The organism is Devosia sp., from assembly GCF_036563435.1.
Lineage (GTDB): Bacteria > Pseudomonadota > Alphaproteobacteria > Rhizobiales > Devosiaceae > Devosia.
In genome coordinates, this window is record NZ_DATCMJ010000015.1 from 96,325 (window position 1) to 121,662 (window position 25,338).

22 protein-coding genes are annotated in these 25,338 nt (G+C 61.0%); 13 read left to right on the forward strand and 9 right to left on the reverse strand.

Annotated elements, in window-relative coordinates; all coding sequences use genetic code 11:
- The first annotated feature begins 137 nt into the window (after positions 1–137).
- Positions 138–1,499, forward strand: a complete 1,362-nt coding sequence (locus tag VIL88_RS11340; RefSeq protein WP_331988847.1) for a hypothetical protein — start codon at positions 138–140, stop codon at positions 1,497–1,499.
- 301 nt (positions 1,500–1,800) lie between these two features.
- On the opposite strand, the gene VIL88_RS11345 is transcribed toward VIL88_RS11340, so the two are convergent.
- The 5 genes from VIL88_RS11345 to VIL88_RS11365 form a co-directional block, all read right to left on the reverse strand.
- Complete coding sequence (locus VIL88_RS11345; RefSeq protein WP_331988849.1) at positions 1,801–2,877, reverse strand: PIN domain-containing protein; 1,077 nt, start codon at positions 2,875–2,877, stop codon at positions 1,801–1,803.
- Positions 2,878–3,114: 237 nt separating this feature from the next.
- Positions 3,115–3,747, reverse strand: a complete 633-nt coding sequence (locus tag VIL88_RS11350) for a tyrosine-type recombinase/integrase (RefSeq protein WP_331988851.1) — start codon at positions 3,745–3,747, stop codon at positions 3,115–3,117.
- A 184-nt stretch (positions 3,748–3,931) separates the two neighbouring features.
- Positions 3,932–4,210: a hypothetical protein gene (locus VIL88_RS11355; RefSeq protein WP_331988853.1), complete on the reverse strand. Its 279-nt coding sequence runs from the start codon at positions 4,208–4,210 to the stop codon at positions 3,932–3,934.
- A 217-nt stretch (positions 4,211–4,427) separates the two neighbouring features.
- Complete coding sequence (locus VIL88_RS11360; RefSeq protein WP_331988855.1) at positions 4,428–7,562, reverse strand: efflux RND transporter permease subunit; 3,135 nt, start codon at positions 7,560–7,562, stop codon at positions 4,428–4,430.
- 2 nt (positions 7,563–7,564) lie between these two features.
- A complete protein-coding gene (locus tag VIL88_RS11365; RefSeq protein WP_331988857.1) occupies positions 7,565–8,737 on the reverse strand; it encodes an efflux RND transporter periplasmic adaptor subunit in 1,173 nt (390 codons plus the stop codon).
- Between the two features lie 146 nt (positions 8,738–8,883).
- Between VIL88_RS11365 and VIL88_RS11370 the strand changes: the two genes are divergently transcribed.
- Positions 8,884–9,552 (forward strand): response regulator transcription factor, encoded by a 669-nt coding sequence (locus VIL88_RS11370; protein ID WP_331988859.1) that lies wholly within the window; start codon positions 8,884–8,886, stop codon positions 9,550–9,552.
- The gene (locus VIL88_RS11375) at positions 9,549–10,943 is read left to right on the forward strand and encodes a HAMP domain-containing sensor histidine kinase (protein WP_331988861.1); all 1,395 of its coding nucleotides are present in this window, start codon (positions 9,549–9,551) and stop codon (positions 10,941–10,943) included. The genes VIL88_RS11370 and VIL88_RS11375 overlap by 4 nt, the downstream gene beginning before the upstream one ends.
- A gap of 175 nt (positions 10,944–11,118) precedes the next feature.
- On the opposite strand, the gene VIL88_RS11380 is transcribed toward VIL88_RS11375, so the two are convergent.
- From VIL88_RS11380 to VIL88_RS11390, 3 genes are read right to left on the reverse strand one after another with little or no spacing between them, the layout of a single operon-like run.
- Positions 11,119–11,880, reverse strand: coding sequence for an ABC transporter ATP-binding protein (locus VIL88_RS11380; protein WP_331988863.1), 762 nt, complete (start codon positions 11,878–11,880; stop codon positions 11,119–11,121).
- Positions 11,877–12,872 (reverse strand): iron ABC transporter permease, encoded by a 996-nt coding sequence (locus tag VIL88_RS11385; protein WP_331989324.1) that lies wholly within the window; start codon positions 12,870–12,872, stop codon positions 11,877–11,879. Before VIL88_RS11385 ends, VIL88_RS11380 begins: the two co-directional genes overlap by 4 nt.
- Before the next feature lie 41 nt (positions 12,873–12,913).
- A complete protein-coding gene (locus tag VIL88_RS11390) occupies positions 12,914–13,903 on the reverse strand; it encodes an ABC transporter substrate-binding protein (protein ID WP_414650137.1) in 990 nt (329 codons plus the stop codon).
- A 505-nt stretch (positions 13,904–14,408) separates the two neighbouring features.
- Here VIL88_RS11390 and VIL88_RS11395 point away from each other — a divergent pair.
- Positions 14,409–14,831 carry a hypothetical protein gene (locus tag VIL88_RS11395; protein ID WP_331988867.1) on the forward strand — a complete coding sequence of 141 codons (423 nt, stop codon included), beginning with the start codon at positions 14,409–14,411 and terminating at the stop codon, positions 14,829–14,831.
- Between the two features lie 250 nt (positions 14,832–15,081).
- Here VIL88_RS11395 and VIL88_RS11400 read toward each other — a convergent pair whose 3' ends face one another.
- A complete protein-coding gene (locus tag VIL88_RS11400; protein WP_331988869.1) occupies positions 15,082–15,426 on the reverse strand; it encodes a hypothetical protein in 345 nt (114 codons plus the stop codon).
- Positions 15,427–16,151: 725 nt separating this feature from the next.
- Here VIL88_RS11400 and VIL88_RS11405 point away from each other — a divergent pair.
- From VIL88_RS11405 to VIL88_RS11445, 9 genes are all read left to right on the forward strand, one after another.
- A complete protein-coding gene (locus VIL88_RS11405; RefSeq protein WP_331988871.1) occupies positions 16,152–17,684 on the forward strand; it encodes an ABC transporter substrate-binding protein in 1,533 nt (510 codons plus the stop codon).
- 72 nt (positions 17,685–17,756) lie between these two features.
- A complete protein-coding gene (locus VIL88_RS11410) occupies positions 17,757–18,698 on the forward strand; it encodes an ABC transporter permease (protein ID WP_331988873.1) in 942 nt (313 codons plus the stop codon).
- Positions 18,698–19,564 carry an ABC transporter permease gene (locus VIL88_RS11415; protein WP_331988875.1) on the forward strand — a complete coding sequence of 289 codons (867 nt, stop codon included), beginning with the start codon at positions 18,698–18,700 and terminating at the stop codon, positions 19,562–19,564. Before VIL88_RS11410 ends, VIL88_RS11415 begins: the two co-directional genes overlap by 1 nt.
- On the forward strand, positions 19,564–20,787 hold the full coding sequence (locus VIL88_RS11420) for an amidohydrolase/deacetylase family metallohydrolase (protein ID WP_331988877.1): 1,224 nt from the start codon (positions 19,564–19,566) through the stop codon (positions 20,785–20,787). The genes VIL88_RS11415 and VIL88_RS11420 overlap by 1 nt, the downstream gene beginning before the upstream one ends.
- On the forward strand, positions 20,784–21,800 hold the full coding sequence (locus VIL88_RS11425) for an ABC transporter ATP-binding protein (RefSeq protein ID WP_331988879.1): 1,017 nt from the start codon (positions 20,784–20,786) through the stop codon (positions 21,798–21,800). The genes VIL88_RS11420 and VIL88_RS11425 overlap by 4 nt, the downstream gene beginning before the upstream one ends.
- Positions 21,797–22,777 carry an ABC transporter ATP-binding protein gene (locus tag VIL88_RS11430; RefSeq protein ID WP_331988881.1) on the forward strand — a complete coding sequence of 327 codons (981 nt, stop codon included), beginning with the start codon at positions 21,797–21,799 and terminating at the stop codon, positions 22,775–22,777. Before VIL88_RS11425 ends, VIL88_RS11430 begins: the two co-directional genes overlap by 4 nt.
- 17 nt (positions 22,778–22,794) lie before the next feature.
- Positions 22,795–23,286 carry a RidA family protein gene (locus VIL88_RS11435; RefSeq protein WP_331988883.1) on the forward strand — a complete coding sequence of 164 codons (492 nt, stop codon included), beginning with the start codon at positions 22,795–22,797 and terminating at the stop codon, positions 23,284–23,286.
- An 11-nt stretch (positions 23,287–23,297) separates the two neighbouring features.
- Entirely contained in the window at positions 23,298–24,494 is a 1,197-nt protein-coding gene (locus tag VIL88_RS11440) for an aminotransferase class V-fold PLP-dependent enzyme (protein WP_331988885.1), read from the forward strand.
- A 40-nt stretch (positions 24,495–24,534) separates the two neighbouring features.
- Positions 24,535–25,335 carry an IclR family transcriptional regulator gene (locus VIL88_RS11445; protein WP_331988887.1) on the forward strand — a complete coding sequence of 267 codons (801 nt, stop codon included), beginning with the start codon at positions 24,535–24,537 and terminating at the stop codon, positions 25,333–25,335.
- Positions 25,336–25,338 lie beyond the last annotated feature (3 nt).

The window sequence follows — 25,338 nt, forward strand, 5'->3', positions numbered from 1 at the left end:
GGAACGTCGAGCGCGCGGGGAAGATGCAACCGCGCATGGGCTGGCGAACAAGCGGCCGCGCTGCGGCCGGATGGCTCCAGATGCCGTGGCAGCGAACAGGATTGCGCTGAGGGGGACGCGCTCCCGCGTCAGGTGCAGTGGCTGATGATCGTGTCGATCACGTCGGCCAGCGGGCGGGAGGTATCGATGCGGATGCCGTCTGTTGGCTGGTCGCGACCGGTGCGGTGCAGTTCGCGGGTTATAGCCCGTTCGGCTTCGTTTTCGCCCCATTCGCCACGCCGCAGCTTGAGACGAGCGTGTTCTCGCCGAAGTCTATTCCATGCTCGAGGGAGGCGAGCATATCCGCTGCGGCAGAATTGCTATCAATGCTCAGCGAGACGATGCCGGCACCTGAAGACGGCGCCTTGCTCAAATCTGATGTCGTAAACGGGGCTGCCACACCGGCCATTAGTGATCTTGAAGTTCTCGAGTTCTTTGCGTCGGGTAAGGGGCGCGACGCGTTGCCGTTGCCAGGGAGCAATCGAATTGATGCTGTGGCAGAACTGGCTAAGAGCCATCCGGAGCGGACTCTTCGAATGGTTGAGAGTACGATCAACGAGGCCTACCCCGAAGCTGACCTCCTTATTGACCAAGTGCGAAATGGCCTGGACCGAAGCGGTCTTTTAGCCCGCCTTGACTCCTATCCCCAACTTCGCAGCCGGCTCGTTGCCAAAGATCTCGACCTTCTCGACGACCCGCACTTGTTGAAAATCACATCGTCGCAACGCGATGCGATGCTGGCCATGGTGTCGGAGGAGGCACTGGCTGCACGACTGATCGGGCGTTTGATCCGGACAGACGATGCTTCGGCCGCCGCCTTGTTTATGGCGCGGTTTCCCCACGCTGTGGACCAAGCCGTCCTGTCGCGTATGGCAGCCTTTTTTGCAGGCCGTGGCCCTACAGTGCCAAACGCTTGGCAGTCCGCAGTCGATAGCATCTCTGAACCTAACTTTGTCCAGCGGAACGTTAGCAAGGTTGAGAGCTACAGTGAACTCGGGGCGCTACTGGCAAAAGGCGGCCCCCGAAACTTCCTAGGTCCGCAGTCGGGCGCGCATCGCTGGGTTCAGGCGCTGGCAAGCAGTGCGGTCGATGTGCCTGACAAGCAACAGACCTGGATACTTGGCCATATCCTTGCACTGGCGCTTTCGGCACCCCGGCATGGCATCGAACGCGGCTTCGAGATCGCCTTCGAAAGAGTCCATGGCGATATCCTCATGGGGCAGTTGCCGGGAGATGCTTTCGACTTTTTGATGGGGCAATTCCCCCAGGTGCACTGGTGGCAGGAGTGGGATAGCGGGTATCGGCTCCGGCTAGCGGTGGTCAATGCCTACGTACGATCCGACATGGACCCAAAGAGCTTTGTACGATTGACACAAGACCAGGACCTTCTGAACGACTTGGTTGGCATAGCTGAAGATAGCAAGGAAGGCCGTAGCTTTCTAAGGCGGCTGGCTGCGTGAGGGTGGAACACCCAAAGGTATGTCCGTTGGGCTTCTATCAACGCACACGAAGCGGCTGGAATGGGGCGCATCGCTCAGGGGCCAGGCCTCCTTTTTTGATATCCATCCTTCTCGCTGGTTCCATTGATGAAACCGCCAAATAAATAAGGCGTTCTCTCAAGTGGTTACACACGCGGCACCAAGGAAATCGCGGACCTTCGATGATGTTCCAGAGCGGTCGCCCCATCGACTGCGGCGTTCTAAGTAACGCCACCCTCCTAACCAGGCTCACTCGCGACCGACCAGGATCCGACGGCAACACCTAGTCGTCGTCTGGTTCGTCATCTTTGGAGGGCTCTGGCGCCGGCTGGGAGTAACTTGCGCCGTCCCACTCTCCGCCAAGGAGCCACTCGAGCGCCGCCATGCGCCCAGACAACTCTCCGCGCTCGAAGTCATCGAGGTCGCGCTTGTCATCCTCGTCCAACTTGGTGTCGAGAACCTCAAGTTGACGACGCTGTCGCTCCAGCATCGAACGGCGAATTTGCCCCGGGGCTGTCACCTTCCGACGACTATCTGGATCATCATCCACGACGACGATCCGACCTGCCTCGATGAGTTTTTCGCGGTCTTTGATGTTGTGGTACCGATTGATGTCCTCAAGTTTATCAATCATGGACATGACCTCTGTCTTCTTCCGAGGCTCATCGAATTCCGCAGGAGTGAACCTGTAGATCAGGTCTGTTCCGAACAGTTCCAGTACCGAAGTCAGGTCGAGAGCAAAGCTGGCCCGTCCCTGGGGGAAATACTCCGAAAGGTCCGGATGCGGTATTCGGCGGTCACCATTGATTTGGCTAAAATCGGTATGGTTCGACGAGACAAAAACGAAGGCGTTTCCAGGGTCTGGATCGGAAGCAATCGCCTCTTGAAAGGCCTCAAGAATGAGCGCGTCGGCCGTACTGTTGTTGCCCCTGTGGAATGGAGCGAGCTTGGCCTCTGCGCGCTTGCTTACGCGAAGCCGAGCCTCATCGGTCGTAAGGATATTGGGAAAGTCAGCGAAAAGACGCTCCACCTCACGCACCTCTCGCTCCGCCGCCTCGCTTTCGCGGTTCAGTTGCTCGGCGAGGTCCTCCAGATGATTGGACAGTTCGATCGACCGGCCTGAAGGCGCGAACTTCCGCGCCAACCTGCCCGCCTCGTTCACTTGGTTTGCAAGGCCTCCCGAGATCGCCTTGATCGTCCTTTCCTTGTTCCGGTGGAACTCGTCGACCACAAGTCGCGGCAGCACAAGGTCAACGTCGCCCCTTCGCACCAAGTGGATGAAGGCCTTCAGCCGGGGTCGAAGCCGATAGTCCCCCAGCAGATCGAGCCAGACACAGGTATCGACGAGGACCTTAATCATTCTGCGGTGTTCTCCTCACGCGTAACAGGCAAATAAGTGGCCCGCGAGAGCAACTTATCAGATCGCCATCCCCACACTGGGTAGTTGTGTCGGCAAGATTGCCTATCAGCTGGCAATCTAATTTGTGAGGTGTCCTTGTTCTGATGTCCGCTTTTAAGGAGTCGCCAAGGTCCACTGAATGACCGCAATGGGGCGCTTCGCCGACGGTGCAAAACGGCCGCCGGCGAAGTCGCTTGCCTAGATCTCGGTAGCCTCTGACAGCGAAAGAGCGTCGTCGACGTCCACGCCAAGATACCGCACTGTGTTCTCGATTTTACTATGGCCAAGCAGTATCTGGATGGCTCGCAGGTTCCCTGTGGCCTTGTAGATGAGCGACGCCTTGGTCCGGCGCAGAGAATGGGTGCCATATTCCTCAGGCGTCAGTCCGATGGCCGAGACCCACTCGTCCACCAGCCTGGCGTATTGGCGGGTGCTCAAGTGGCCACCGCTTATAACCCGGCTCGGAAAGGCGAAGTCATCGATTGTGCCGCCGCGTCGCTCGAGCCAGGCTAGCAAGCTGACTCTTGTGTCAGCAGTGATCTCGAATTGGACGGGTCTGCCTGTCTTCTGCTGGATCACCATCGATCGCGAGCGGATGGCAGGTCCAGCCACGAGCGTGCCGATCTTGATCTTCACAAGATCACAGCCTCGAAGTTTGCTGTCGATCGCAAGATCGAAAAGTGCTCGGTCTCTCATCCTTCCTTCTCGGTCAAGGAAGAAGCGGATTGACCAGATTTGTCTAATCTTCAATGCGCGCTTGGCGCCAACTTGCCTGCCGGCATTCCAAGCAGGTCTTCCTGCAGCAGCAGGGTCGTATTGTGAGATACCCATTACATTTCTCCTTCGGCCAAAGCGGCCGGGGAGGAAACGATTTTGGCAAGGATCAAGCGGCAGATGCCGACCCCTTTGCGGTCATTTGCACTGACTATAGGGCTGCCTGTTAGCTGCCGTTCAACAACATATCTCCATTCTTGCGAAGGCTGCAGGCGGCGTGGGCCGCCTGCATTGGGCCGCCTCAGCTCCGCGCTGGCGTCACAGGCTGCAAGGTGTCGGCATCAAAGAACAGCATGCTCGTGCCGCCATGCCCGTTCGGGACCCAGGCGCGGATGAGGCCGCTCCATTCTTCGACGCTTGTGGTTTCCACGCCTTGGTCGCGAAGGGCAGTTTCGATGGCGAACTTTGAGCGGCCATTGATGGTATCTGAAGCCTCGCTTTCATTGGCGAAGACAGGAGCGGCGCCCATGCCGGCTAGGACAACGAGTGATGCGAGAGCGGTGATCGAGAAGGTTTTCATTTGGATGTTCCTTTCTGTTTGAACACCCCTAATTTGGGCCCTGTCGATTGCGTCAACATTGCAATACATGAGCTACTACAACTATTTACGCGGGAGCAGAGGTTTATCCACTGTCGGCGAAACGGCCCAAGCACAACGACTGCGTTGATCTCCAAGAGCGACTACACCCCACCACGAGGGCGAGGTGTAGTGCTGCTTGAACCGTGGAGGTGCGGCGTCAAACGTCGGACAGCGCGTGCCGAGACTGCGTATCATGATCAGGTGCATGGGGCAGTAAGCGGCCGACCCAGCATGAGACAGCGTCGATATAGGTCAGCATGACCGGTACGACGACCAGCGTCAGCAGGGTGGAGCTGATGAGGCCGCCAATCACTGCGTGTGCCATGGGCGCACTTTGGTCGCTGCCCTCGTGGATCGCGAGAGCCAGCGGCATCATGCCGAATACCATGGCCAGGGTGGTCATGACGATGGGGCGGAAGCGCGTTCCTCCGGCCTCGATCAGAGCCTCGACAAGGCTCATGCCCTCGTTTCGGTGCTGGTTGGCATTGTCCACGAGGAGAATGGCATTCTTAACCACGAGGCCCATCAGCATGACGAAGCCGATCATGGAATACATGTTCAGCGTCGAACCGCCGACCAAGAGGCCCAGCATGACCCCGACGACAGATAGGGGCAGGGCCATCATGATGGCGAGCGGCTGGAGGAAACTGCCGAACTGACTCGCCAGCACCATATAGATGAAGACAACCGCCAGCAGCAGGGCAGAAATCATGCTGCCCAACGTCTCATCCAGCATCTCGCCGTCGCCGCCCTGCACTATGGTGACGCCGGCGGGGAGATCGAGCGCTGCTACCGCGGCATCGATCTGAGCGACGACGTCGCCCAGCACGCCATCCTCGATATTCGCGGTGATGGTAACCTGCCGCGTAAGGTTCTCGCGATGAATTTCGCTGGGGCCAACCGTCGAGCGGATGTCGGCGATCTGGTCGAGCCGGATGGCGACGGAACTGTTGCTCTGGCTTTGCGCGACGGGCAGGTCGCCGATCACCGCAACGCTGTCCCGCAAGGCTTTGGGTAGGCGGACAACAACGTCGAGTTGCGTATCTGCGGCATCGGTCCAGTCGGACGCAACTTCGCCACCCAGCATGGCACGAAGGGTCGAACCGGCATCGGTCAAGCCGACACCCGCATCGCTGGCGGCCTGCCGATCTACGATGATGTCGAGCATGGGCTGGGCCTGCTGCAGGCTCAGCTTCACGTCGACCACGCCCTCGATGGCGAGCATCGCAGCATTCAACTGCTCTGTAGCCGAAGTCAGACCCTCAAGCGACGTGCCCTGAAGCTTGACCTCTATGGGGCTATCAGCGCCACCAATGCCGCCGCCGGCCATTACCACGAAGCTGGCGCCGGGAATGGAACGCAGTGCCTCGCGAATAGGCGAGGTCAGTTCCAGCGACGATGTACTGCGTTCGGCGGCGTCGACTAGGGTCACGGCAATGCTGGCGCGGTTTTCGCCGGAGGCCGCTCCACCGTTCACACTGGTATAGGTGCTTTCGACCTCGGGCATCGCGGCCAGCAGATCCTCGACCTGGTGCGCCTTAAGTGCGGTATATTGGGTCGAGGAGCCAGCCGGCGTCTCGAGATCGACCTGGATTTGTCCATTGTCTGCCGCGGGCATGAACTCCACGCCCACCATGGGGAACAGGAGGAAACTGCTGCCAAAGGACACGAGCGCAAACAGCATGACGATGATGCGGTGCCTGAGCGACCAGCGCAGCACCCCGCGATAGAAATGAGCCAGCTTCTCGAACCCTTTGTCGAAAAGGCCGATCAACCGGCCTATGGGGCCGCGCCTGACGCCGGGCTGGGAGTCCGGATCGTACCAGACGCTGGAGAGCATGGGATCGAGCGTGAAGCTGACAAACAAGGAGATCAGCACGGCAACCGAAACCGTGACGCCAAACTGCATGAAGAAGCGTCCGACGATCCCTTCCATGAAGGCGAGCGGGAGGAACACCGCGACGATGGACAGGGTCGTGGCCAGCACCGCCAGTCCGATCTCGTTGGTGCCGTCAAGCGCCGCCTGAATGTGGGATTTGCCCATATGGAGGTGGCGCGTGATGTTTTCGCGCACGACGATGGCGTCGTCGATCAGGATGCCGACCGAAAGCGTCAGCGCCAGCATGGTCATCATGTTGAGGGTGAAGCCGAGCATGCTGACCACGACCAGCGTGCCGATGATCGAGATGGGCAGCGTCAGGCCTGTGATGATGGTGGAGCGCCAGGAATTGAGAAAAAGGAACACGATCGCGACGGCCAAGGCCGCGCCCTCGATCAGCGTCGCCTGCACCGTGTGAAAATCTCTTTCGATGGGCTCTGCCGAATTCTGCAGGATGTCGATGGCGACGTCTTCGGGCAGGGCCCCGTCGTGGTTCAGCGCCTCGACCGCCGCTTGGACGGCATGGGCGATCGCAACGGTATTGCCCCCTTCGATCTTTACGACATCGATCGCGAGCGCCTGCTCGCCATCGCGGAAGGCCAGGCCCTCTATATCGGACGGGCCGCGGCTGACGGTGGCAACGTCGCCGATGGTGATCGTCTCGCCGCCATCGCTGGCGACAACAATGTCGCGAAAGCCCTCGACTGAATCCACCGCGGCATTGATCTGAACCGTCTGCACCATCCGCCCTTCGATGATCGAACCGGCGGCGAGGGTTTCATTGTCCTGCCGCAAGGCCGAGATGACGTCGCTGATGCCGATGGCAAAGGCGTTGAGGAGGTCCGGGTCGACGGCGACATTGACCTGATCGGCTAGGCCGCCGACTACCGTGGCGCTACCAATCCCCGCGATTGCTGTGAGGGCAGGGGTCACCACCTTGTCCGCAAGCCGGGTCAATTCGGTGACTGACTGAGTCGGACCTCTGAGTGCCAGTGACAGCATAGGCGTCGAGATCGGATTATAGCGGATGACCTGCGGCGTCTCGGCCTCCCTTGGGAGCTGGTCCGCAACGGCCGCGAGCCGGTCTCGAACATCCTGGGCTGCTATGGCGCCATCGGTGTCGAGTGTAAACTGCAGGACGACGGTGGAATGACCGGCGCTCGAGGTCGATGTGACCGAGTCGATGCCGCTGATGGTGTTGACGGCTTCTTCGACCGGCTTGGTGACCTCGCTTTCGACCGCTTCTGGCGAGGCGCCCGCATAGGGTGTCAGCACCGCGACGATGGGAAAGTCCACATCGGGATATTGTTCAATGGGCAGGGTGCGATAGGCAGAAACGCCGAAGACCAGGATGGCCACCATGATCATGGTGGCAAAGACCGGATGGCGAACGCTGATGGAGGTGAAAAACACGCTCAGTTCTCCTCGATCACGACGGCGGCGCCATCTGCGAGGCCGGAAAGCTGTGCGCCGACGATGATGTCGCCCGCTGCAATGCCTGAGCGCGCCTCGACCAGCCCCGTCGTTGCCCATGTGGCGCCCGTTTCGACGGGACGCTCTTGAAGCGCGCCGTCCACGATAACCATCACATAGCTGGCTTCATCACGGGAATGGATGGAGGTACCTGGAACAGCGATGACGTCGTTTTCTTCCTGCACGACGATCTCGCCGGTCACGAACATGCCGCCGCGTAGCGTTCCCTCCGGGTTATCGAGGCTGAGATAAACTGTGATCGAACGCGTGCCTACCTCGGCGACCGGGCTAACCCGGTCGACCGTACCGGTGAAGACGTGTCCCTCCATGCCCTGCACGGAAAGACGCACCGGCTGCCCGACCCGAATGCGCGCTGAATGCTTGAGTGAGGCGACAACCTCCACCCGAACGGTGGAGAGATCGACGATAGACAGCATGGTGGTGCCGGGGCTGACGATTTGTCCCGGTTCAACCTCCCGCGTGGCGACCGTGCCGGAGAAAGGCGCGGTTACCCGCGCCCGTTCCAGGTTTGCTTCGGCAAGACTGACCTGGCTCTCTTGTGTGGCAATGGCAGCGACCAACTGGTCGACTTCGGCTTGCGCCGTGTCGAGCGCTGTCTGAGCCGCCAAGCCCTTGTCTGCCAGAAGCTTCGTGCGCTGCAGGGTTGCTTCGGCAGCGTGCAGCTGCACAACACTTGACGCGCTAGTGCTCCTTTGCTGATCGAGCTGCAGTTGCAGGTCCCTTGTACCCACCTCAACGAGCAGTTGCCCGGCACTGACGTGGTCCCCCGGTCGAACCGTAACTGTTTCGGCCAGTCCGCCGACCTGTGCAGCGATCGCCGCTTCCTGGGCCGGATTAATGGTTCCGGTTACCTTGACCAGGTCTTCGATGCGTTGCGGCTGTACCGTCACCAGTTCCACTGGATGCAGGCGCAGTGCACGGAGTTCGGCGACCTCGACCGTTGCAGCCATGGGGGCTGCCGGCATCTGGCTGACCAGCAGTATCGAGCCGCCCCCGATTGCCAGCGTCAGAATACCAAGCGGCCAGAACCACCTGCCGCGACCCTTGGCATAAGCAGGGGGAACAATGCCGGAAGTGTTTTCGGAGGGGTTCATGATAACCTCGCATGGGTCGAGATTGGCCGGTCGGCGGCCGCTGTGTCATCCAATGATGCAGCCGGATTGCGCGAACGTTGCGAGTGCCACGCAATGCAGCCGCAATGTCCGGTCGTTAGATGGAGCCGCAAGGTTAGGAGTGGCAGATGCGTATCTTGCTGGTGGAAGACGAGTTCGACATGGCTGCGGCGCTTACGACCGCGCTAATCCGACACGACATCGTGGTCGATCATGCGCCCACGCTTGAGATTGCCCAAGAGGCCACGCGTAGCGCGCTGTATGACGCGGTTCTGCTTGATCGCAAGCTTCCCGACGGCGATGGCTTGTCGCTGATCCCCATTCTACGCCGAGAACGTGCGGGCCTGCCGGTGATCGTGCTCTCAGCACTCGGTTCGCCCGAGCACCGCGTTGCCGGCCTCGACAATGGCGCCGACGACTACCTGGCCAAGCCCTTTTCCACCGACGAACTGCTGGCGCGGCTGCGCGCCGTGATGCGCCGCCCGCCGCAGATTGGCGAAAACGCCGTCAATGTTGCGCGCTTGCGGTTTGACCTCAACGAGCGGCAAGCGGAAGTTGAAGGTGAGCCGCTGGACTTGCCGCGCCGCGAATTACTGGCCCTAGAAATATTGGTTCGCCGAGCCGGCAGAACCGTGCCGCGTAGCGCCTTGGAAGAAGCAGTCTACGGCTATGACGACGAGATCGCCTCAAACTCGCTTGACGCTCACATATCAAGGCTGCGCCGCAAGTTGAGCCGCGCCGGGGTCGAGATCCACGCCATTCGCGGCCTAGGCTATTTGCTGCGAGCGGCGGCATGAAGCCATGGAACTATCCATCGCTGCGGGTGCGGTTGACTTGGCGGATGGTCGCTATGCAGGCTCTCGTGCTGATGGCTTTCAGCATCCTGGCGGCCATTCCCCTTTATGAGATAGGTCGCTCCGAGCAATCGTTAGATGATGACATCATTGAGCACATCGCCGAAGCGATACAGCGCGATCCGTCAGGCGGGCTGCGGCCGGTGATGGATGACGAAACGAGGAGCGAACTTGCACAATTTCCGCATTTCTGGTTCTACGCAGTTGACACAGAAGGCAACGCTACGCAGCTGGGTCCCATCCCGGACAGCATTGACAATCTTCTGGATGATCTTCCCCGGCTGAATTCCGCTGATATCGCCGATATAGGCCCAGCTGAAGCTCCTGGCGCCATTATGCGTCGCCATGAGAGTGATGCGGGACAGCTCTGGATTATCACGGGTGGCGGCCCAGAGCTTCGTTTTAAGCTGATCTTTGAAATCCTCGGCGACCCAGTGTTCCTCGGGCTGCTGTTTATGTTGACGTTTGTATCCTTCCTCGTCATCCCTTGGATCGTCACGCGTCAACTACGCGGCGTCGACGATGTGGCTGCCGAAGCCGACCGGATCGATGTTGCTGAACGGGGCATCCGTTTGTCCCCGGCGCATGTGCCGGAGGAACTCCATTCCCTGGTTGGCGCCGTCAACGCCGCCTTGCAGCGCCTCGACGACGGCATGGACCGGCGCCAGCGGTTCCTCGCCGATGCGGCGCACGAGTTGCGAACGCCGATTGCCATTCTGCAGACCCGTATTGAGCTCCTGCCCGAGGGCCTGGAGCGCAGCCGGCTGATGCTGGACGTGGCGCGGCTGGCCAACCTTGCTAATCAGCTGCTCGATCTTGAGCGCCTCGATGCAGATCTCAGCGTGTTTGCACCCGTAAACCTTGTCGATCTTGCCGCCCAGGTCACAGCGGATATTGCGCCGCTGGCCATTGCCGCTGGCGATGAGATCACCTTCGAGAGCGATGCTGACGACGTTACGGTTCAAGGGGACGCGGCCTCGCTGTCCCGAGCCTTGGTCAATTTGATCCAAAACGCGGTCGTCCACGGCGGGAAAAATGCGACCATTACCGTTGGCGTAGGCCGGCAAGGGGTCCTCCGCGTTGCAGACTCGGGTCCGGGAATTGCCGAGGAACATCGGCAATCGATCTTCGAGCCTTTCAACCGCATTGTGCCTCTGGATCAAGGCGCCGGCCTCGGGCTCAGCCTGGTTCAGGACATCGTTAGCCGTCACAAAGGAAAGGTCAGGGTGGGGGACTCCCCGGCAGGAGGCGCGCTCTTCGAGATTTTCCTACCGCTCTGCAAGACCGTAACGAGCGAGCCTCATAGCATAAGGCAAGTTGTCAGATCGAGGTGACAGCACAGACCTAACTGGTTCCGACCCCGCTTGGGACGTACCCGACAGTTAGACAGCTTCCCGGAAGCTGCCGTGGATCACTTGTTCTAACGGGTGGAATTCCGAGCATGGAAATTTACGCTTGAACGGTGGCCGGATGGTAACAGGGGCGGGAGGCCGGTGCTCGAAAGAACGCCTACAGCAGATAGTGTATGTGAGGTCTGGCGTGATGTGCGCTGCTCTCAATCCGTGCTTCCACGCGAAACACCTCACGCAGCAGTGTCTCGGTCAGCACCGCCTCCGGCGCGCCCTGCGCCACGACGCTGCCCTTTTCCATCACGATCAACTGGTCGCAGAACATTGCCGCGTGGTTGAGGTCATGAAGCGCGATAATGCTCGTTAGCTTCAGCCGCGAGATCAGCCGCAAAAGTTCGATCTGGTGCTGTATGTCGAGGTGATTGGTCGGCTCATCGAGCAGCATCTCCTTGGGAGCCTGCGCCAACGCCCGGGCAATATGCACCCGCTGCCGCTCGCCGCCAGAAAGGCTCTGCCAAAATTGGCCTGATCGCTCAAACATCCCAACATGTTCGAGTGCCCCGGCGACGGCAAGGTCATCCGCGTTGGTCCAGCCGCTCAGCGGTGGGCTATGTGGAATGCGCCCGAGCTTGACCACATCGCGCACCCGCACATTGGCCTCGGTCGAAGCATGCTGCTCCACCAGCGCCACACGCCGCGCCATCGCCCGCCGGCCAATGCGCCGAATATCCTGCCCATCGAGCGACACTTGCCCGCTACTGGGCTTCCGCAGTCCCGCTAGAAGCCGCAACAGCGACGACTTGCCGGAGCCGTTCGGGCCAAGCAGCCCCAGCATCTTGCCCGGTGCCGCCTCCAACGTGACACTCCTGATGATCTGAGTCTTGCCTACGAACCAACTGAGATTTTCCGCCCGTATCGTCATGCCGCACTTCTTGAGCGATAAAGGATTACCGAGAACGCTGGCACGCCCACCAGCGCCGTTACCACCCCGATCGGTAGGATTTGCTGCGGCAGGATCACGCGGGACACGATATCGGCCAAGACCATGAAAATCCCGCCTGCCACCACGCAGGTAGGCAAGAGTCTCGCATGGTTATGCCCCACAATAAACCGCGCCGCATGCGGCACGACGAGCCCCACGAACCCGATCGAGCCGACCATGGAAACGATCGTGGCCGTCATCATCGCAGTTATGCCGAAGAGCACGATCCGCACCATCTCAACAGGGATCCCCAGCGAAGCGGCTGCATCGTCGCCAAACGCAAACGCGTCGAGCGCACGCGCGAAATAAAGACACACCGCAAGCCCCACCACGACCACCGCCAGAACCAGTTGAAATTCCGGCCAGCGCACGCCACCAAAGCTACCAAGCAGCCAGAACATCACGTCCCGCGCCTGCTGTGCATTGCCCGACGTGGTCACGACGTAAGAAGTTAGCGCATTGAAAAGCTGCGAGGCCGCCACACCCGCCAAAATTGTCTTGCTCGGCCCGCCACGGGCGCCGTTCGACAGCAACGCCACGAATGCGAATGCTGCAAAAGCCCCGGTAAACGCCCCCGCCGACAGCGAAATCGTCCCCGCGCCAATGCCCAGAATGATAATGCCGACCGCTCCGGTCGAAGCCCCAGCCGAAATCCCCAGCACATAGGGCTCGGCGAGCGGATTGCGCAGCAGCGCCTGCAGCACCGCGCCACAGATCGCGAGCCCCGCGCCGCAGCAGGCCGCCACCAGTGCCCGGCTCAACCGATAGTCCCAGATCACGCTTTCCTGCAGCGGATTGAGCTCTGTCGCTGTCCAGCCGAGCTTATTAGTCACCGCCGTAAACGTCGTCTCAATCGGGATCGACATTTCGCCAATCCCGGTCCCCGCCGCAATGGCGAACAGCAGCACGAGGCCGCCGAAAAAAAGAAACAGACCGAGCCCGGCCTGTTCCCCAAATTTGCGCGTGGCTCCGCTCACTTAGCGAGACCGAGCTTTCCCAGTTGGTCCGCCACTTCCTCTGCGCCATAGATGGTGCGGATCGTCGGGTTCATCGCCGCGCCCTGCATGACGACGATATGACCGTTCTTGACCGCATCGAGCTGGCTCACGGCCGGGTCGGACTTGAGGAAGGCGATCTTGTTCTCGGCCTTGTCGAGATCCCAGCGGTTACGATCGACCGCACCCACAACGATCACATCGGGATTTGCCGCCATGATGCCTTCCCAGCTCACCGTCGGCCATTCGGCTTCCGTGTCGATGGCATTGTGTCCGCCCAGGAGGTCAGCAATAAAGCCCGAAGCCCCGTTCTTGCCGCCGAGATAGGCGTCATCGGCGGGCGATGGGCTCGAAAACCAGAACACATAGGAAAGGTCGGCATTGTCCGTGCCCACCTTGGCCCGCAGCGCTGCCTCGCGCGCCTTGAATTGTTCGATCAGTTCCTGCCCGCGATTCTGCACGTCAAAGATCTGCGAAAGCTCGTCAATCTCCTGATATACGAGATCCATGTTCCAGAGATAGTCGCGGCTGCCATAGGCATCCTTGGTGTCGAGCGTCACGGCGCAGATGCTCGGCGCCAGATAGTTGCCGATCCCAAGCTTTTCAAAATCCTCGCGCTTGGCGACCTTGCTGTCTGGCCCCATCAGGATCGGGAGCTGGGCCGCGACGAAATCCGGATTTTGTGCGAGAACGGTCTCAAGGCTCGGCGTCTCGACGCTCAAAAGCTTGACCGTGCTATTGGCTTCTTCAAGTTCGGGCAGGATCTTGGTTGGCCAGAACGCAGTGCCCACCATCTTGTCCGCCAGACCCAGCAGCAGCATGATTTCGGCACTGTTCTGACCCAGCGCCACGGCGCGCTCCGGTGCCTTGGTAAAGGTCACCTTGACCCCGCAATTGTCGAGCGTCAGCGGATACTGGGTAGCGGCGGCAAAAGCCGGGCTCGACAGAAAACCGACGGAAAGGGCCATGCAGACTATGGCGCCGACGGACTTGACCGGAAACATGAGGGGTCCTTGAGAAGCGTTTATGCAAACAAGCCGAAACTCGCGAGCGCTGCCTTAAAGCTCGCCTCTCAGGAAAACAAGATGATTGGGCTCATATTTCAAAGAACATCCCGATTGATAGTTACTAGGGCGAGCGACGCTAGCGTTAGCCTCCTCAAGGGCGTGGAAAGGTTAGGCTAGCAGCTGATGATCCAACAAATGGTCTACCACCGTTGACTTAGTGCCGATCGCTGAGTGGCAAGAAGCGACCCCACTATTGCCGCTCATCGGTTTGATCATCGATCCTGAAAGCAGACACGCCATGGCAACGCTTAATGCCAGTCAGGCTCTTGGTCATCCTGAGCACTAAGGGAGTTCAATCCTCATCATCTTACCATAGCATCCTAGGAGTTAGCTGCCGTGCGGAAATCGAGACATTTGCACCAGTCCAGGTGCGCACAACGCGCCTCTGAGCGCACAGGAGAAGGGAATGGCCGTGCAAAAGCGGGGCAACCAAAGCACAAGAGCAAGAGGCTGCCTTCTCGCCCTCTGCTTGCCGGTGGTGGGGCTAATTGGATACTTTCTCTATGCCTCCTATGCCCCTTGGCTGCTGTTCAATCCGATCACCCGCCACCTGTACTCGCAACGTGATGTAGCTCGCGGCTCCGTCCTTGATCTTGTCCCTGACGTCTTTGTTGAGGGAAGCCCCAGAAGCGAGGTGCGCGAAAAACTTCTGGCCGCAGGCTTTGAGCATTGGCCCAGATACCCTCGTGATCCGCAGAATGAAGAAGCTTACCGAATTTGGGCGGGCGGCAATATCGCCTGTAAGTACGAACTCCTTGTCACTGTACGCTTTGATGATGCAGATCGATTGCTTGGAGCAGAGAACAGTAACAGTGCCGTGTGTCTATAGCTCTTTGGTGCATGACTCAATAATGATGCACCGACTTCTCACTCGTGCAATTTCAACAGCTTGGTTCGTGCATCAGTATTTGGTTTTACTCGGTGGCGAGGCAGTGTCCGGTTTGGCCGCCCCTTTGCCAGAAGCTGCCAGTCCGCAAACCACCCCAAGAGCGAAAACGGGCAGAGGGCACAACCGACCCCTATGTTGCCATTAGCGGGTAGTTCGGTAACACCTGAAATCGGACGCATTTGACAGCCTGTTATCGCCAGAACATAGCAACCCCAATAATTCCAATCAAAATCACGGCTGCCACTACCAACTGTCCGACCATCGCTACGTTGAGCGCGTGTACCGCACGGCCTTGAAAAGCGCTGACTTCAGTTGCGGTAGGCATTCGTTCGCCCCGGGCAATTGCGAGGCGGTCTGGTCGCTTGAGAGCGTAAATCAAGTCGAAGATGCTCGCTGCGATGCCGACAGAGAACATTATGCCGAGCGCCATTGGAGTCAAAAGCTGATCAACTGGAATCTTCTGAGACAGGCCTCCAGCAAAAAGTAGTCCAGCCAATCCAACGGCAACACCTGCCGCTCGAATGATGTCTTTCAAGTTTGGTTGCTGCATTATTGATCCGATATTTTTCATAGGATCAAGGATGGGGACCGTAAGACGATGGGTCAATTGCTGGCCGTCTTATGTGTTAACGATGACTTGCACTCCGCTTCTCCCGTTTGCTTCGGCTTTGCGTCTCACCGTTCGCTTTTATGTAAACCAACGCGGCGGGTCATGTCCGCTCTGCCACAGGGAGGCTCAGCAGCGGACTTTCCACTTTCCACCCCAGATCAGACACGTAGGCTGATGGGCAGGGCAGGGTTGTTGGTGGCAAGTAGTTCCCGAGCGTAAGACGCAGACACCGCGAATTGCTCTCTCAACTGATCGCTTCGAATGCGATTTGAACGTCGGTCCCAAATAACAGCGCTACGGCTTGCCTGCGTACCAGGGGAAATCAACCCCGCTCGTGTTCAGCGGCTCACGTAGACTGTTCCTGCCCAAGCGTTCGATCGGGTGCCTACGCGATCGCAACTGACATTGCCGGAGCGCTAAGCGCAGCCTCCTTTGTCCGAAGAGTCTGCTGCAGTTGCGGTCTCAGGGCTGCCGAAGACGACCCTCCCTGAAGCCGAACCTTCGCTGTACGCGATGGCCCCAACTTCGCAGGCATTTTGCGTCGTTGGCCTCCCGAGGCGCTTGACCCTTGACGAATAATGAATCCGGTGTGACAGTAATCCATTGTAGGGGTATGAATTACATAGTTATGTAATAAGGGAGATTGTTCCATGAAGATTGTTACAAGCTTGATTGCCGCGTCTGTTGCCGTACTTTCGCTTTGCAGCGTCGCGCTCGCGCAAGCTAAGGGCGGCGTCATTGACGTCGCGACCATCGGCGAACCGCCCACTCTCGATCCAATGGCGTCCACGGCCGACCTCGTCGGCATGGTCACCCAGCACATCTACGAGACGCTTTATACGTTCGACAAAGACTGGAACACGACCCCGCTTCTGGCCGCCGAGATGCCCACGATTTCGGAAGACGGGCTGACTTACACCATTCCGCTGCGCACCGGCGTCACCTTCCATGACGGCGCGGCCATGACGTCGGCCGACGTAGTCGCCTCGCTCGAGCGCTGGATGCGCATAGCCACCCGCGGCAAGCAGACTGCCGAGATCATCAAGAGCGTCGAGGCGACGGACGAGGCAACCGTCACGATCACCCTCAACAAGGCCTATGCACCTCTGATTGCGCTGCTGTCGCTCAACAATTCGGCAGCGATCATCATCCCGGCTGCCAATGCCGAGCAGGACCCATTGACCAGCTTTATCGGTACCGGCCCCTACATGCTCAAGGAGCAGCGGGCCGACCAGTTCATCCAGCTCGTGCGCTTCGAGGACTACCAGAGCATCGACGCCGAACCGAACGGCTATGGCGGTGGCCGCATGCAGTATCTCGATGAAATCCGCTTCGTTCCCGTTCCCGATCCCAATACGCGCGTGGAAGGTGCGGTTTCGGGGCAGTTCGCCTACGCCGACTCCCTTCCGGTCGAAGCTTATGAGCGGCTTTCGGGCGGCCAGACCGAGCCCTTGGTGCTCAAGCCTTTCGGCTGGCCCGCCTTTATCTTCAATACCAAGGAAGGCCTCGGCTCCAACCTTGCCTTCCGCAAGGCGGTGCAGGCGGCCCTGGCGCCGCAGGACATGATGCTGGCCGCCTTTGGCAGCGAGGAATTCTTCACGATCGACGGCGCCTTCTACCCGGACAACTTCGCCTGGCACACCGATGCCGGCACCGAAGTCTACCTGCCCGAGGGTGACGTAGAAAAGGCCAAGACCCTCGCCCAGGAAGCAGGCTATGACGGGACGACGCCCATCCGCATCCTGACCAGCCGCCAGTATGAGTTCCACTACAAGATGGCGCAGGTCGCCCAGGCGTATCTAGAAATGGCCGGCTTCAAGGTGCAGCTCGACGTGGTGGAATGGGCAACGCTGACCCAGACCCGCACCGATCCTGCAGCCTGGGACATCTATATCAGCCACAGCCCGTTCCTGTCTGAACCGGCGCTGATGGGCGTCCTCAACGATACCTCGCCCGGCTGGTGGGTGTCCGACGCCAAGGCCGCGGCGCTCGACGCGTTCAATGCCGAGGTCGATCCGGACCGTCGCGTCGAGCTCTTCGCCGACGTACAGAAAATCATTTACGAGGAAGTACCGCTGATCAAGGTGGGCAATTTCAACGCGCTGGCCGCCCAGTCGCCCAAGCTTGAAGGCGTGACACCAGCGTCCTGGCCCTACTTCTGGAACGCTTACCTGACCGAGTAGTCTCCCGCGGTCAGCGGTGGCGGCGCAATGACGCGCCGCCACCATCCTCTTTTCCTTTCGCCTGCAGGTCCCATGCTGCGTTCAATGCTCAACCGCTTCGGCGGTATGCTGATCGTGATGGCGCTGGTCGTCACCATCGTCTTTGTCATCGTCCGCGTCACGCCCGGCGACCCGGCGGCCGTGATGCTGGGACCGGACGCCACGGCAGCAGATATTCAGTCCCTGCGCGATCGCCTGGGCCTAAACGCCTCCATTCCCGAGCAATTCCTCTCCTATGTCGGCGGCCTGCTGCGCGGCGACCTCGGGCAATCCATCTTTCTCAACATTCCCGTCGGGCAGGCGCTGCTCGAGCGCGCCGAACCGACGTTTTTCCTGACGGTGTTCTCCTTGCTGATCGCGACGGCCATCGCGCTGCCGGTCGGCATCATGTCGGCCTATCTGCGCGGCACCGTGTTCGACCAAGCAATGACCACCCTGGCCATGGTGGCCGCCAGCGTGCCCAGCTTCTGGCTGGCGCTGATCCTGATGCAGTTCTTTGCCGTGCGCATGGGCTGGTTCGATACTTCCGGCTATGGCGGACCGGGCGCCAGCTTTGCCGAGCGCATGCATCACCTGGTGCTGCCGGCGGTGTCGCTGGGCCTTGTCAGTTCCGCGCTGATCACCCGCTTCACCCGCGCCAGCATGCTCGACGTTCTCAATGACGACTATGTCCGCACCGCCCGCTCCAAGGGCATGAGCGAGTGGCGAGTCGTGGTGCGGCATGCGCTCAAGAATGCGCTGATCCCGATCCTGACCGTCATCGGCCTGACCGCAGCCCTCCTGATCTCGGGCGCCATCGTCACCGAAACCGTGTTCGGCCTTCCGGGCGTCGGCAGCCTTATCGTCTCTGCCGTGCTGCGCCGCGACTATCCCGTCATTCAGGGGGCGCTGCTGATCGTGGCTGGCCTCTATGTGCTGATCAACTTCATCATCGACATGCTCTATCTCGCCGTCGATCCGCGGGTGCGTTACTGATGGCCGCCATTTCCGCTTCCGCCCCGCATCGCGAACCCAATCTCCTGATGCGCCTGGCGCGCCGTCCGACGGCCTTTGTTGGCCTCCTTATCATCCTCACCATCGCCGTGCTGTCGATCCTAGCGCCGTGGATCGCGCCCTATTCGCCGATCAAGCTTTCGGTGGCCAACCGGCTCAACGGGCCCTCGCTCGAGCACTTCTTCGGCACGGACGACATGGGGCGCGACGTCTTCACCCGCGTGCTTTACTCCGGGCGTACGTCGCTGACCGTGGCAGTCGCCGTGGTCACACTCGCCTCGATCCTGGGCGTGGTACTCGGGCTCGTCTCCGGCTTCTTCCGCAAGGCCGACGCACCGATCTCGCGACTGATCGACGCCATGATGGCCTTCCCCGACATTCTCCTCGCCATCGCGCTGGTGGCGGCGCTTGGCCCCTCGGCGACCAATGTGGTGATCGCGCTGGGACTGGTCTATGCACCACGCCTGGCGCGCGTCGTCCGGGCCTCGACGCTGGTGGTGCGCGAACTGCCCTATGTGGAGGCGGCACGGGCGCTGGCGGTGCCGACCCACAAGATCCTGACGCGCCACGTGCTGCGCAATGTCGCGTCCCCGCTCCTGGTACAGGCGACGTTCATCTTTTCGTCCTCGATCCTGGCCGAGGCGGGCCTGTCATTCCTCGGTGTCGGCATCTCGCCCGATATTCCCACCTGGGGCACCATGATCTCCGTGGGCCGCCAGTATCTCGATGCGGCGCCCTGGATCATGTGGTTCCCCGGCGGGGCCATCGTCATCACCGTGCTTTCTCTTCAACTTGTCGGCGACGGCCTGCGCGATCTCCTCGATCCGCGTCTGGCAAAGGATATCTGATGATCAACAACACATTTGCTCCGGCGTCCCAACGCCTCCTGGTCCGTGGTGCCAGGCCGATCGGTTTCGCCATGCCGGGCCTGGCGCCTGTGCTCGACGTGCTGGTCGACACCGATGGCCGCATTCTCGATATCGGCGCGGGCCTTGCCGTCGGCGAGGACGTCAAGGTGGTGGAAGCCAATGGCGCCTGGATCTCGCCGGGATGGACAGACCTTCATGCCCATGTCTGGTATGGCGGCACCGATATTTCCATCAAGCCCGAGGAAGGCGGCGCGGCCCGCGGCGTCACCACCATCGTCGATGCCGGATCAGCCGGTGAGGGCAATTTTCTCGGCCTGCGCGAGTTCATCATCGAGCCGGCAAAGGAAAACATCTACGCCTTCCTCAATATCGGCTCGATCGGGCTCGTGGCCTGCAACCGCGTCAGCGAACTCATGGACATGCGCTCGATCGATATCGACCGCACCATTGCCGTGGTGGAAGCCAACCGCGACGTCATCGTCGGCCTCAAGTGCCGCGCCAGCGCCGTGATCACCGGCGGCTGGGACCTAGTGCCGGTCAAGCTGGCCAAAAAGCTCGGCCGCATCCTCAAGTTGCCGCTGATGGTACACGTCGGCGAGCCCCCGCCGCTCTACGATGATATCCTGCCGCTGCTCACCGAAGGCGACATCGTCACCCATTGCTTCAACGGCAAGCATGGCGGCTCGATCATCGAAGACGAGGACCTCTACTTCCTCGCCCAGGAGGCGGCCAAGCGCGGCATCGTCCTCGATATCGGCCATGGCGGCGCGTCCTTTTCGTTCGAGGTCGGTCGCGTGGCACTGTCGCGGGGGTTAAAGCCGACCACGATCTCGACCGACCTCCACAACCGTTCGCTCGACAACGCGGTCTGGGACCTGGGCACCACCATGTCCAAGCTCCTGTCCTTGGGCATGAGCTTCGAGGATGTGGTGGTCGCCTCGACCACAGCTCCGCGCAAGGCCATCAACAAGCGGGTCGACAATCTCCTCGCCAAGGGCAAGCCGGCCGAGTTCACGGTGTTCGATCTCGTGGACGAGACCATTACCGTCACCGATTCCGACGGTGTTCCCTCGACACTGCACCAGATGTTCGAGCCGCGCTACGCAATCCTTGGAGCCGAAGCCATCTCAGCACATCGTCACGTGCCGATCGTTGCCGGCGCGGCCGGCCACAAGTGCCCGCATTGCGGATGGACCTCATGACGGAGCTGGCGCCCAATACGATCCTCTCGGTGCGTGACCTGCGGACGTGGTTCACCACCCGCCGGAGCACGGCCAAGGCCGTTGACGGCGTCACCTTCGATCTCGAGCGTGGCAAGACGCTTGCGGTGGTCGGCGAGTCCGGTTCGGGAAAGTCGGTCACCAGCCTTTCGATCATGGGACTGCTGGCGCGGCCCGGCGCCATTGCGGGGGGCGAGGTCCTGTTCCGTCATCGCGATGGCAAGGTCTCCGACCTGGCCAAGTTCCGGCCACGGGATTTCCGCTCGGTGCGCGGGCGGGAGATCGCGATGATCTTCCAGGAACCCATGACCAGCCTCAACCCGCTCTATACGGTGGGCGACCAGATCGGCGAGATGATCCGCCTCCACGAAGAGATCAGCCCGGCTGACGCGCGAAAGCGTGCCCTCCAGATGCTGCAGCATGTGGAGATACCCGACGCCGCCAACCGGCTGGACGACTATCCGCACCACATGTCGGGCGGCATGCGCCAGCGCGTGATGATCGCCATGGCGCTGTCCTGCAATCCCTCGCTGCTGATCGCGGACGAGCCGACTACCGCACTGGACGTGACCATCCAGGCGCAGATTCTCGACCTGCTGCGCCGCCTGCAGGCCGAGATGAACATGAGCATCCTGTTCATTACGCACAATCTCGGCGTCGTGGCCGAGATCGCCCATGACGTCGTCGTGATGTACGCGGGCAGGGTGGTCGAGCATGCCGAGGTCCACACGCTCTTCGCCCATCAGCGACACCCCTACACGAAGGGACTGCTGGCTTGCACCCCCAACGCCGCGCGCGACCTTGCGGCGGATGGCCAGCGGCGTGCTCTTTATTCCATTCCGGGCAATGTCCCGCCCATTACCAACCTGCCGCCGGGCTGCTCGTTCGAGCCCCGGTGTGGCTACGCCATTCCTCCCTGCACTGCTGCGGTTCCGCCTCTTCTGGTGACGCCGGAAGGCAGCACTGCCCGCTGCATCAGGAGCGCCGAAATATGAGCGCCATTCAAGCCGAAGTGCCCGTGCTCCTCAGCGTGCAGGGTCTGCGCAAGCACTTCTCCGGCCGCGCCGGAAAGGTTGTCCGGGCGGTCGAGGACGTGAGCTTCGACATTCGCAAGGGCACCACCGTTGGCCTCGTGGGCGAAAGCGGTTCGGGCAAGACCACCGCGGGACGATCGATCCTGCGGCTGGCGGAGCCGAGCGGCGGCAAGGCGATTTTCGACGGCGTGGATCTGTTCGCCCTCAGCGACAAGGAGATGAACCGCTATCGCCAGCGCCTGCAGATCATTTTCCAGGATCCCTATTCCAGTCTCAACCCCCGACTGAGGGTGGATTCGATCATCGGCGAGGCGCTCGATGCACGCGGCTATCCGCGCGGGCGGCAGCGCCGCGACCGAGTTGCCGAACTCCTGGACCTGGTCGGTCTCTCCCCCGACTATGCCCGCCGTTTTCCTCACGAGTTTTCGGGTGGACAGCGCCAGCGCATCGGCATTGCCCGTGCTCTGGCAGTCGAACCCGATTTCATCGTGGCCGACGAGCCGGTATCGGCGCTCGACGTCTCGGTGCAGGCGCAGGTCCTCAACCTCCTTGGCGAATTGCAGCAGCGGCTCGGCCTCACCATGCTGTTCATCGCCCATGATCTCTCGGTGGTGGAATATCTCTGCGATGAAGTAATCGTCATGTATCTGGGCCGCATCATGGAGCGAGGCCCTAGCCGGCAGATCTACGCGGCGCCGCGTCATCCCTATACGCGGACGCTGCTGGCGACCTCGCCGGTGCCCGATCCGACGCGCAGGCGTGTGCATGCACCGCTCCGCGGAGACATTCCTAGCCCCATCAACCCACCTTCAGGCTGCGTGTTTCGCACCCGCTGCCCCGAAGCGATCAGCCGCTGTGCCGAGATCGTGCCCCCCGTCGTGCATGTCGGCAGAGGCCAGCACGTTGCCTGCATCCTGCACGATGGCGTTTCTGCCTAGACCGGAGTTTGCCTTATATGCCCGCCACCGAACTGGCGCCTGCGTCGGCAGCCAATCCCTATGACCGCCTCAAGGCGCTGGGTTTCACGCTGCCGCCGCCGCCGGCACCGATTGCCAATTTTGTCACCCATGTGCAGGAAGGCACTCTCCTCTATCTCTCCGGGCAAGGCCCCACCGAGCCGGATGGCCGCCTCTATTCGGGCAAGGTCGGTGCCGACGTATCCACCGAGCAGGCCTACGAGCATGCGCGGCTGGTCGGGCTCAACCTCATTGCGGTGATGCACGAGGCGCTGGGCGACCTTTGTCGGGTTCGTCGTGTCGTCAAGCTCTTTGGCATGGTCAATGCCACCTCCGATTTTACCGACCATCCCGCGGTCATCAACGGCTGCTCGGACCTGTTCAACCAGGTCTTCGGCGACCGGGGCGTGCATGCCCGCTCGGCTGTTGGTTTCAGCTCCCTGCCAAACCAGATCACCGTCGAAATCGAAGCCATCGTTTCCATCAACTGAGGAGCACGACCGTGAGCCAGGATATCAGGACCGAACTGGGACTGCGGCAGGTGATCAACGTTTCGGGCACGATGACTTCGCTCGGTGCGTCGATCGTGGTGCCGCAGGCCGTGGACGCAGTCAGCCGCAGCCTGGGCCAGTTCTTCGAAATGGGTGAGCTGCAGAAGCGCGCCAGCGCAACCATTGCCGAATTGACGGGCGCCGAGGCCGGTTTTGTCACTGCCTCCTGCTCGTCCGGGATCACCCTCGCGGTTGCCGCCGCCATGACGGGCACGGATCTGCTCGCTATCGAGCGCTTGCCCGAAACAGGGAAATTGCGCAACGAGGTGCTGGTTCTGGCAGGGCACATGGTTTCCTACGGTGCCCCCGTGGAGCAAGCCATCAGGCTTGCCGGAGCCGAGGTGGTGCCGGTGGGGCAGGCCACCTCGTCACACGCCTATCAGGTTGCAGGATCGATAACCGACAAGACGGCCGCGGCTGTCTATGTCGTCTCGCACCATGTGGTGGACTATGCGCAGGTGCCGCTGCGCACCTTTGCCAAGGTATGTCACGACAAGGGCGTGCCGGTCATCGTGGATGCGGCGTCGGAATACGACCTGCGCGGCTTTCTGGAACAGGGCGCCGATATCGTCCTCTATAGCGGCCACAAGTTCCTGGGCGGTCCTACTTCCGGCATTGTAGCCGGACGTAAATCGCTGGTGCGGGCGGCCTATCTCCAGAACCGGGGCATCGGCCGTGGCATGAAGGTCGGCAAGGAAAGCATCGTCGGCGTCATGGCGGCGCTCTCCGCCTGGAAAACGCGCGACCATGCAGCCGTCCGGGCGCGTGAGCAGGCGGCATTGAGGCTCTGGAAGGAGCGACTCTCCGGCCGTGCCGGCGTCCATGCTGACATCGTCCCCGACCCGACCGGCAATCCGCTGTACCGGCTGAAGGTAGGCATTGACCCAGAGCTGGCGCGCATCACGGCCTGGGACCTCGCGGCGCGGCTCGCGACCGGACCAGTGCCGGTTATCGTGCGGGACCATGAAGTGGAACACGGGCACTTCTTCCTTGATCCCTGCAACCTGCACCCGGGCCAGGAGCAACTCGTGGCGGAGCGCCTTGCAGAGGAACTCGATCGCGCCGCCCATTCCAATGCGGCAGTGGCAACACCGCTTGACGTGATGTGGCTGGAGCGGGAAGCTGCCATCTTGAACTGGCCAGACTGAGACAATACCTGGCTGTTGGCAAGAGTAGATAGGGCGATCCATGAGCCTTGATGAAGTTGTGCAGGACGCTGCGGCGATCGGACCCGGCACCCGTCGGCGCACCAGCGGCATGGATCGGGCTCTGCAGATCCTCGACTACCTCCAGGCTGCCACGCGCCCGGCGACGGCCTATGAAATCGCCCGGGGCGTCGGCGCGCCGCTCTCTACCATCTACGTGATCGTTGATGATCTTGTCAGCAAGAACATGCTCAGCCGCGCGCCCGATGGCAGCATCTGGCTTGGCCACCGGCTCTACCATTATGGTCTAAGCTACGCGCGCAACCTCGACCTGTTGTCGGTGGCGGTCGACGAGATGCGCCATCTATATCAGGCATCTGGCGAGGTCGTGCAGGTTTGTGGCCGCGACGGCAACGACATGGTCGTCCTGGCCATGGAAGAAGGGCCCGTTCAGTTCCAGGTCGCAGCGCGGATCGGCACCCGCAGTCCCTTGAACTGGACCGCTTCGGGCCGGCTTCTGGTTGGCCATCTCACGCCGGAGGAGCGCCTTGCCACGTTCAAGGCTAGCGCCCGGCCTTCACCGACGGGCCGGGCTGAGACCGATCCGCAGGTGCTTGCTGATAGTGCAGGCGATGCCTTCCGCCATAAGCTCTCCATTCAGGCAGGGGAAAGCAACTTCTCCGTTGCCTGTATCGCCGCACCCATTATCGACCGTTCCGGCGTATGCCAGGCTACCATGTCCATCGTGGTGCCGGAAAACAAGGTAAACCAGAAGGACCCTGACTTGATCGAGTTGGTCAAGGAAAGCGCCGTGCGTGTGGAAGCCCGGCTGGGCTGGCTTTAAGCT

Excerpts from the sequence above, each read along its gene's own strand:
- VIL88_RS11345 (WP_331988849.1), bottom strand. The coding sequence starts at position 2,877 with ATGATTAAGGTCCTCGTCGATACCTGTGTCTGGCTCGATCTGCTGGGG.
- VIL88_RS11350 (WP_331988851.1), bottom strand. The coding sequence starts at position 3,747 with ATGGGTATCTCACAATACGACCCTGCTGCTGCAGGAAGACCTGCTTGG.
- VIL88_RS11355 (WP_331988853.1), bottom strand. The coding sequence starts at position 4,210 with ATGAAAACCTTCTCGATCACCGCTCTCGCATCACTCGTTGTCCTAGCC.
- VIL88_RS11365 (WP_331988857.1), bottom strand. The coding sequence starts at position 8,737 with ATGAACCCCTCCGAAAACACTTCCGGCATTGTTCCCCCTGCTTATGCC.
- VIL88_RS11370 (WP_331988859.1), top strand. The coding sequence starts at position 8,884 with ATGCGTATCTTGCTGGTGGAAGACGAGTTCGACATGGCTGCGGCGCTT.
- VIL88_RS11375 (WP_331988861.1), top strand. The coding sequence starts at position 9,549 with ATGAAGCCATGGAACTATCCATCGCTGCGGGTGCGGTTGACTTGGCGG.
- VIL88_RS11380 (WP_331988863.1), bottom strand. The coding sequence starts at position 11,880 with ATGACGATACGGGCGGAAAATCTCAGTTGGTTCGTAGGCAAGACTCAG.
- VIL88_RS11390 (WP_414650137.1), bottom strand. The coding sequence starts at position 13,903 with ATGGCCCTTTCCGTCGGTTTTCTGTCGAGCCCGGCTTTTGCCGCCGCT.
- VIL88_RS11395 (WP_331988867.1), top strand. The coding sequence starts at position 14,409 with ATGGCCGTGCAAAAGCGGGGCAACCAAAGCACAAGAGCAAGAGGCTGC.
- VIL88_RS11405 (WP_331988871.1), top strand. The coding sequence starts at position 16,152 with ATGAAGATTGTTACAAGCTTGATTGCCGCGTCTGTTGCCGTACTTTCG.
- VIL88_RS11410 (WP_331988873.1), top strand. The coding sequence starts at position 17,757 with ATGCTGCGTTCAATGCTCAACCGCTTCGGCGGTATGCTGATCGTGATG.
- VIL88_RS11415 (WP_331988875.1), top strand. The coding sequence starts at position 18,698 with ATGGCCGCCATTTCCGCTTCCGCCCCGCATCGCGAACCCAATCTCCTG.
- VIL88_RS11420 (WP_331988877.1), top strand. The coding sequence starts at position 19,564 with ATGATCAACAACACATTTGCTCCGGCGTCCCAACGCCTCCTGGTCCGT.
- VIL88_RS11425 (WP_331988879.1), top strand. The coding sequence starts at position 20,784 with ATGACGGAGCTGGCGCCCAATACGATCCTCTCGGTGCGTGACCTGCGG.
- VIL88_RS11430 (WP_331988881.1), top strand. The coding sequence starts at position 21,797 with ATGAGCGCCATTCAAGCCGAAGTGCCCGTGCTCCTCAGCGTGCAGGGT.
- VIL88_RS11435 (WP_331988883.1), top strand. The coding sequence starts at position 22,795 with ATGCCCGCCACCGAACTGGCGCCTGCGTCGGCAGCCAATCCCTATGAC.
- VIL88_RS11445 (WP_331988887.1), top strand. The coding sequence starts at position 24,535 with ATGAGCCTTGATGAAGTTGTGCAGGACGCTGCGGCGATCGGACCCGGC.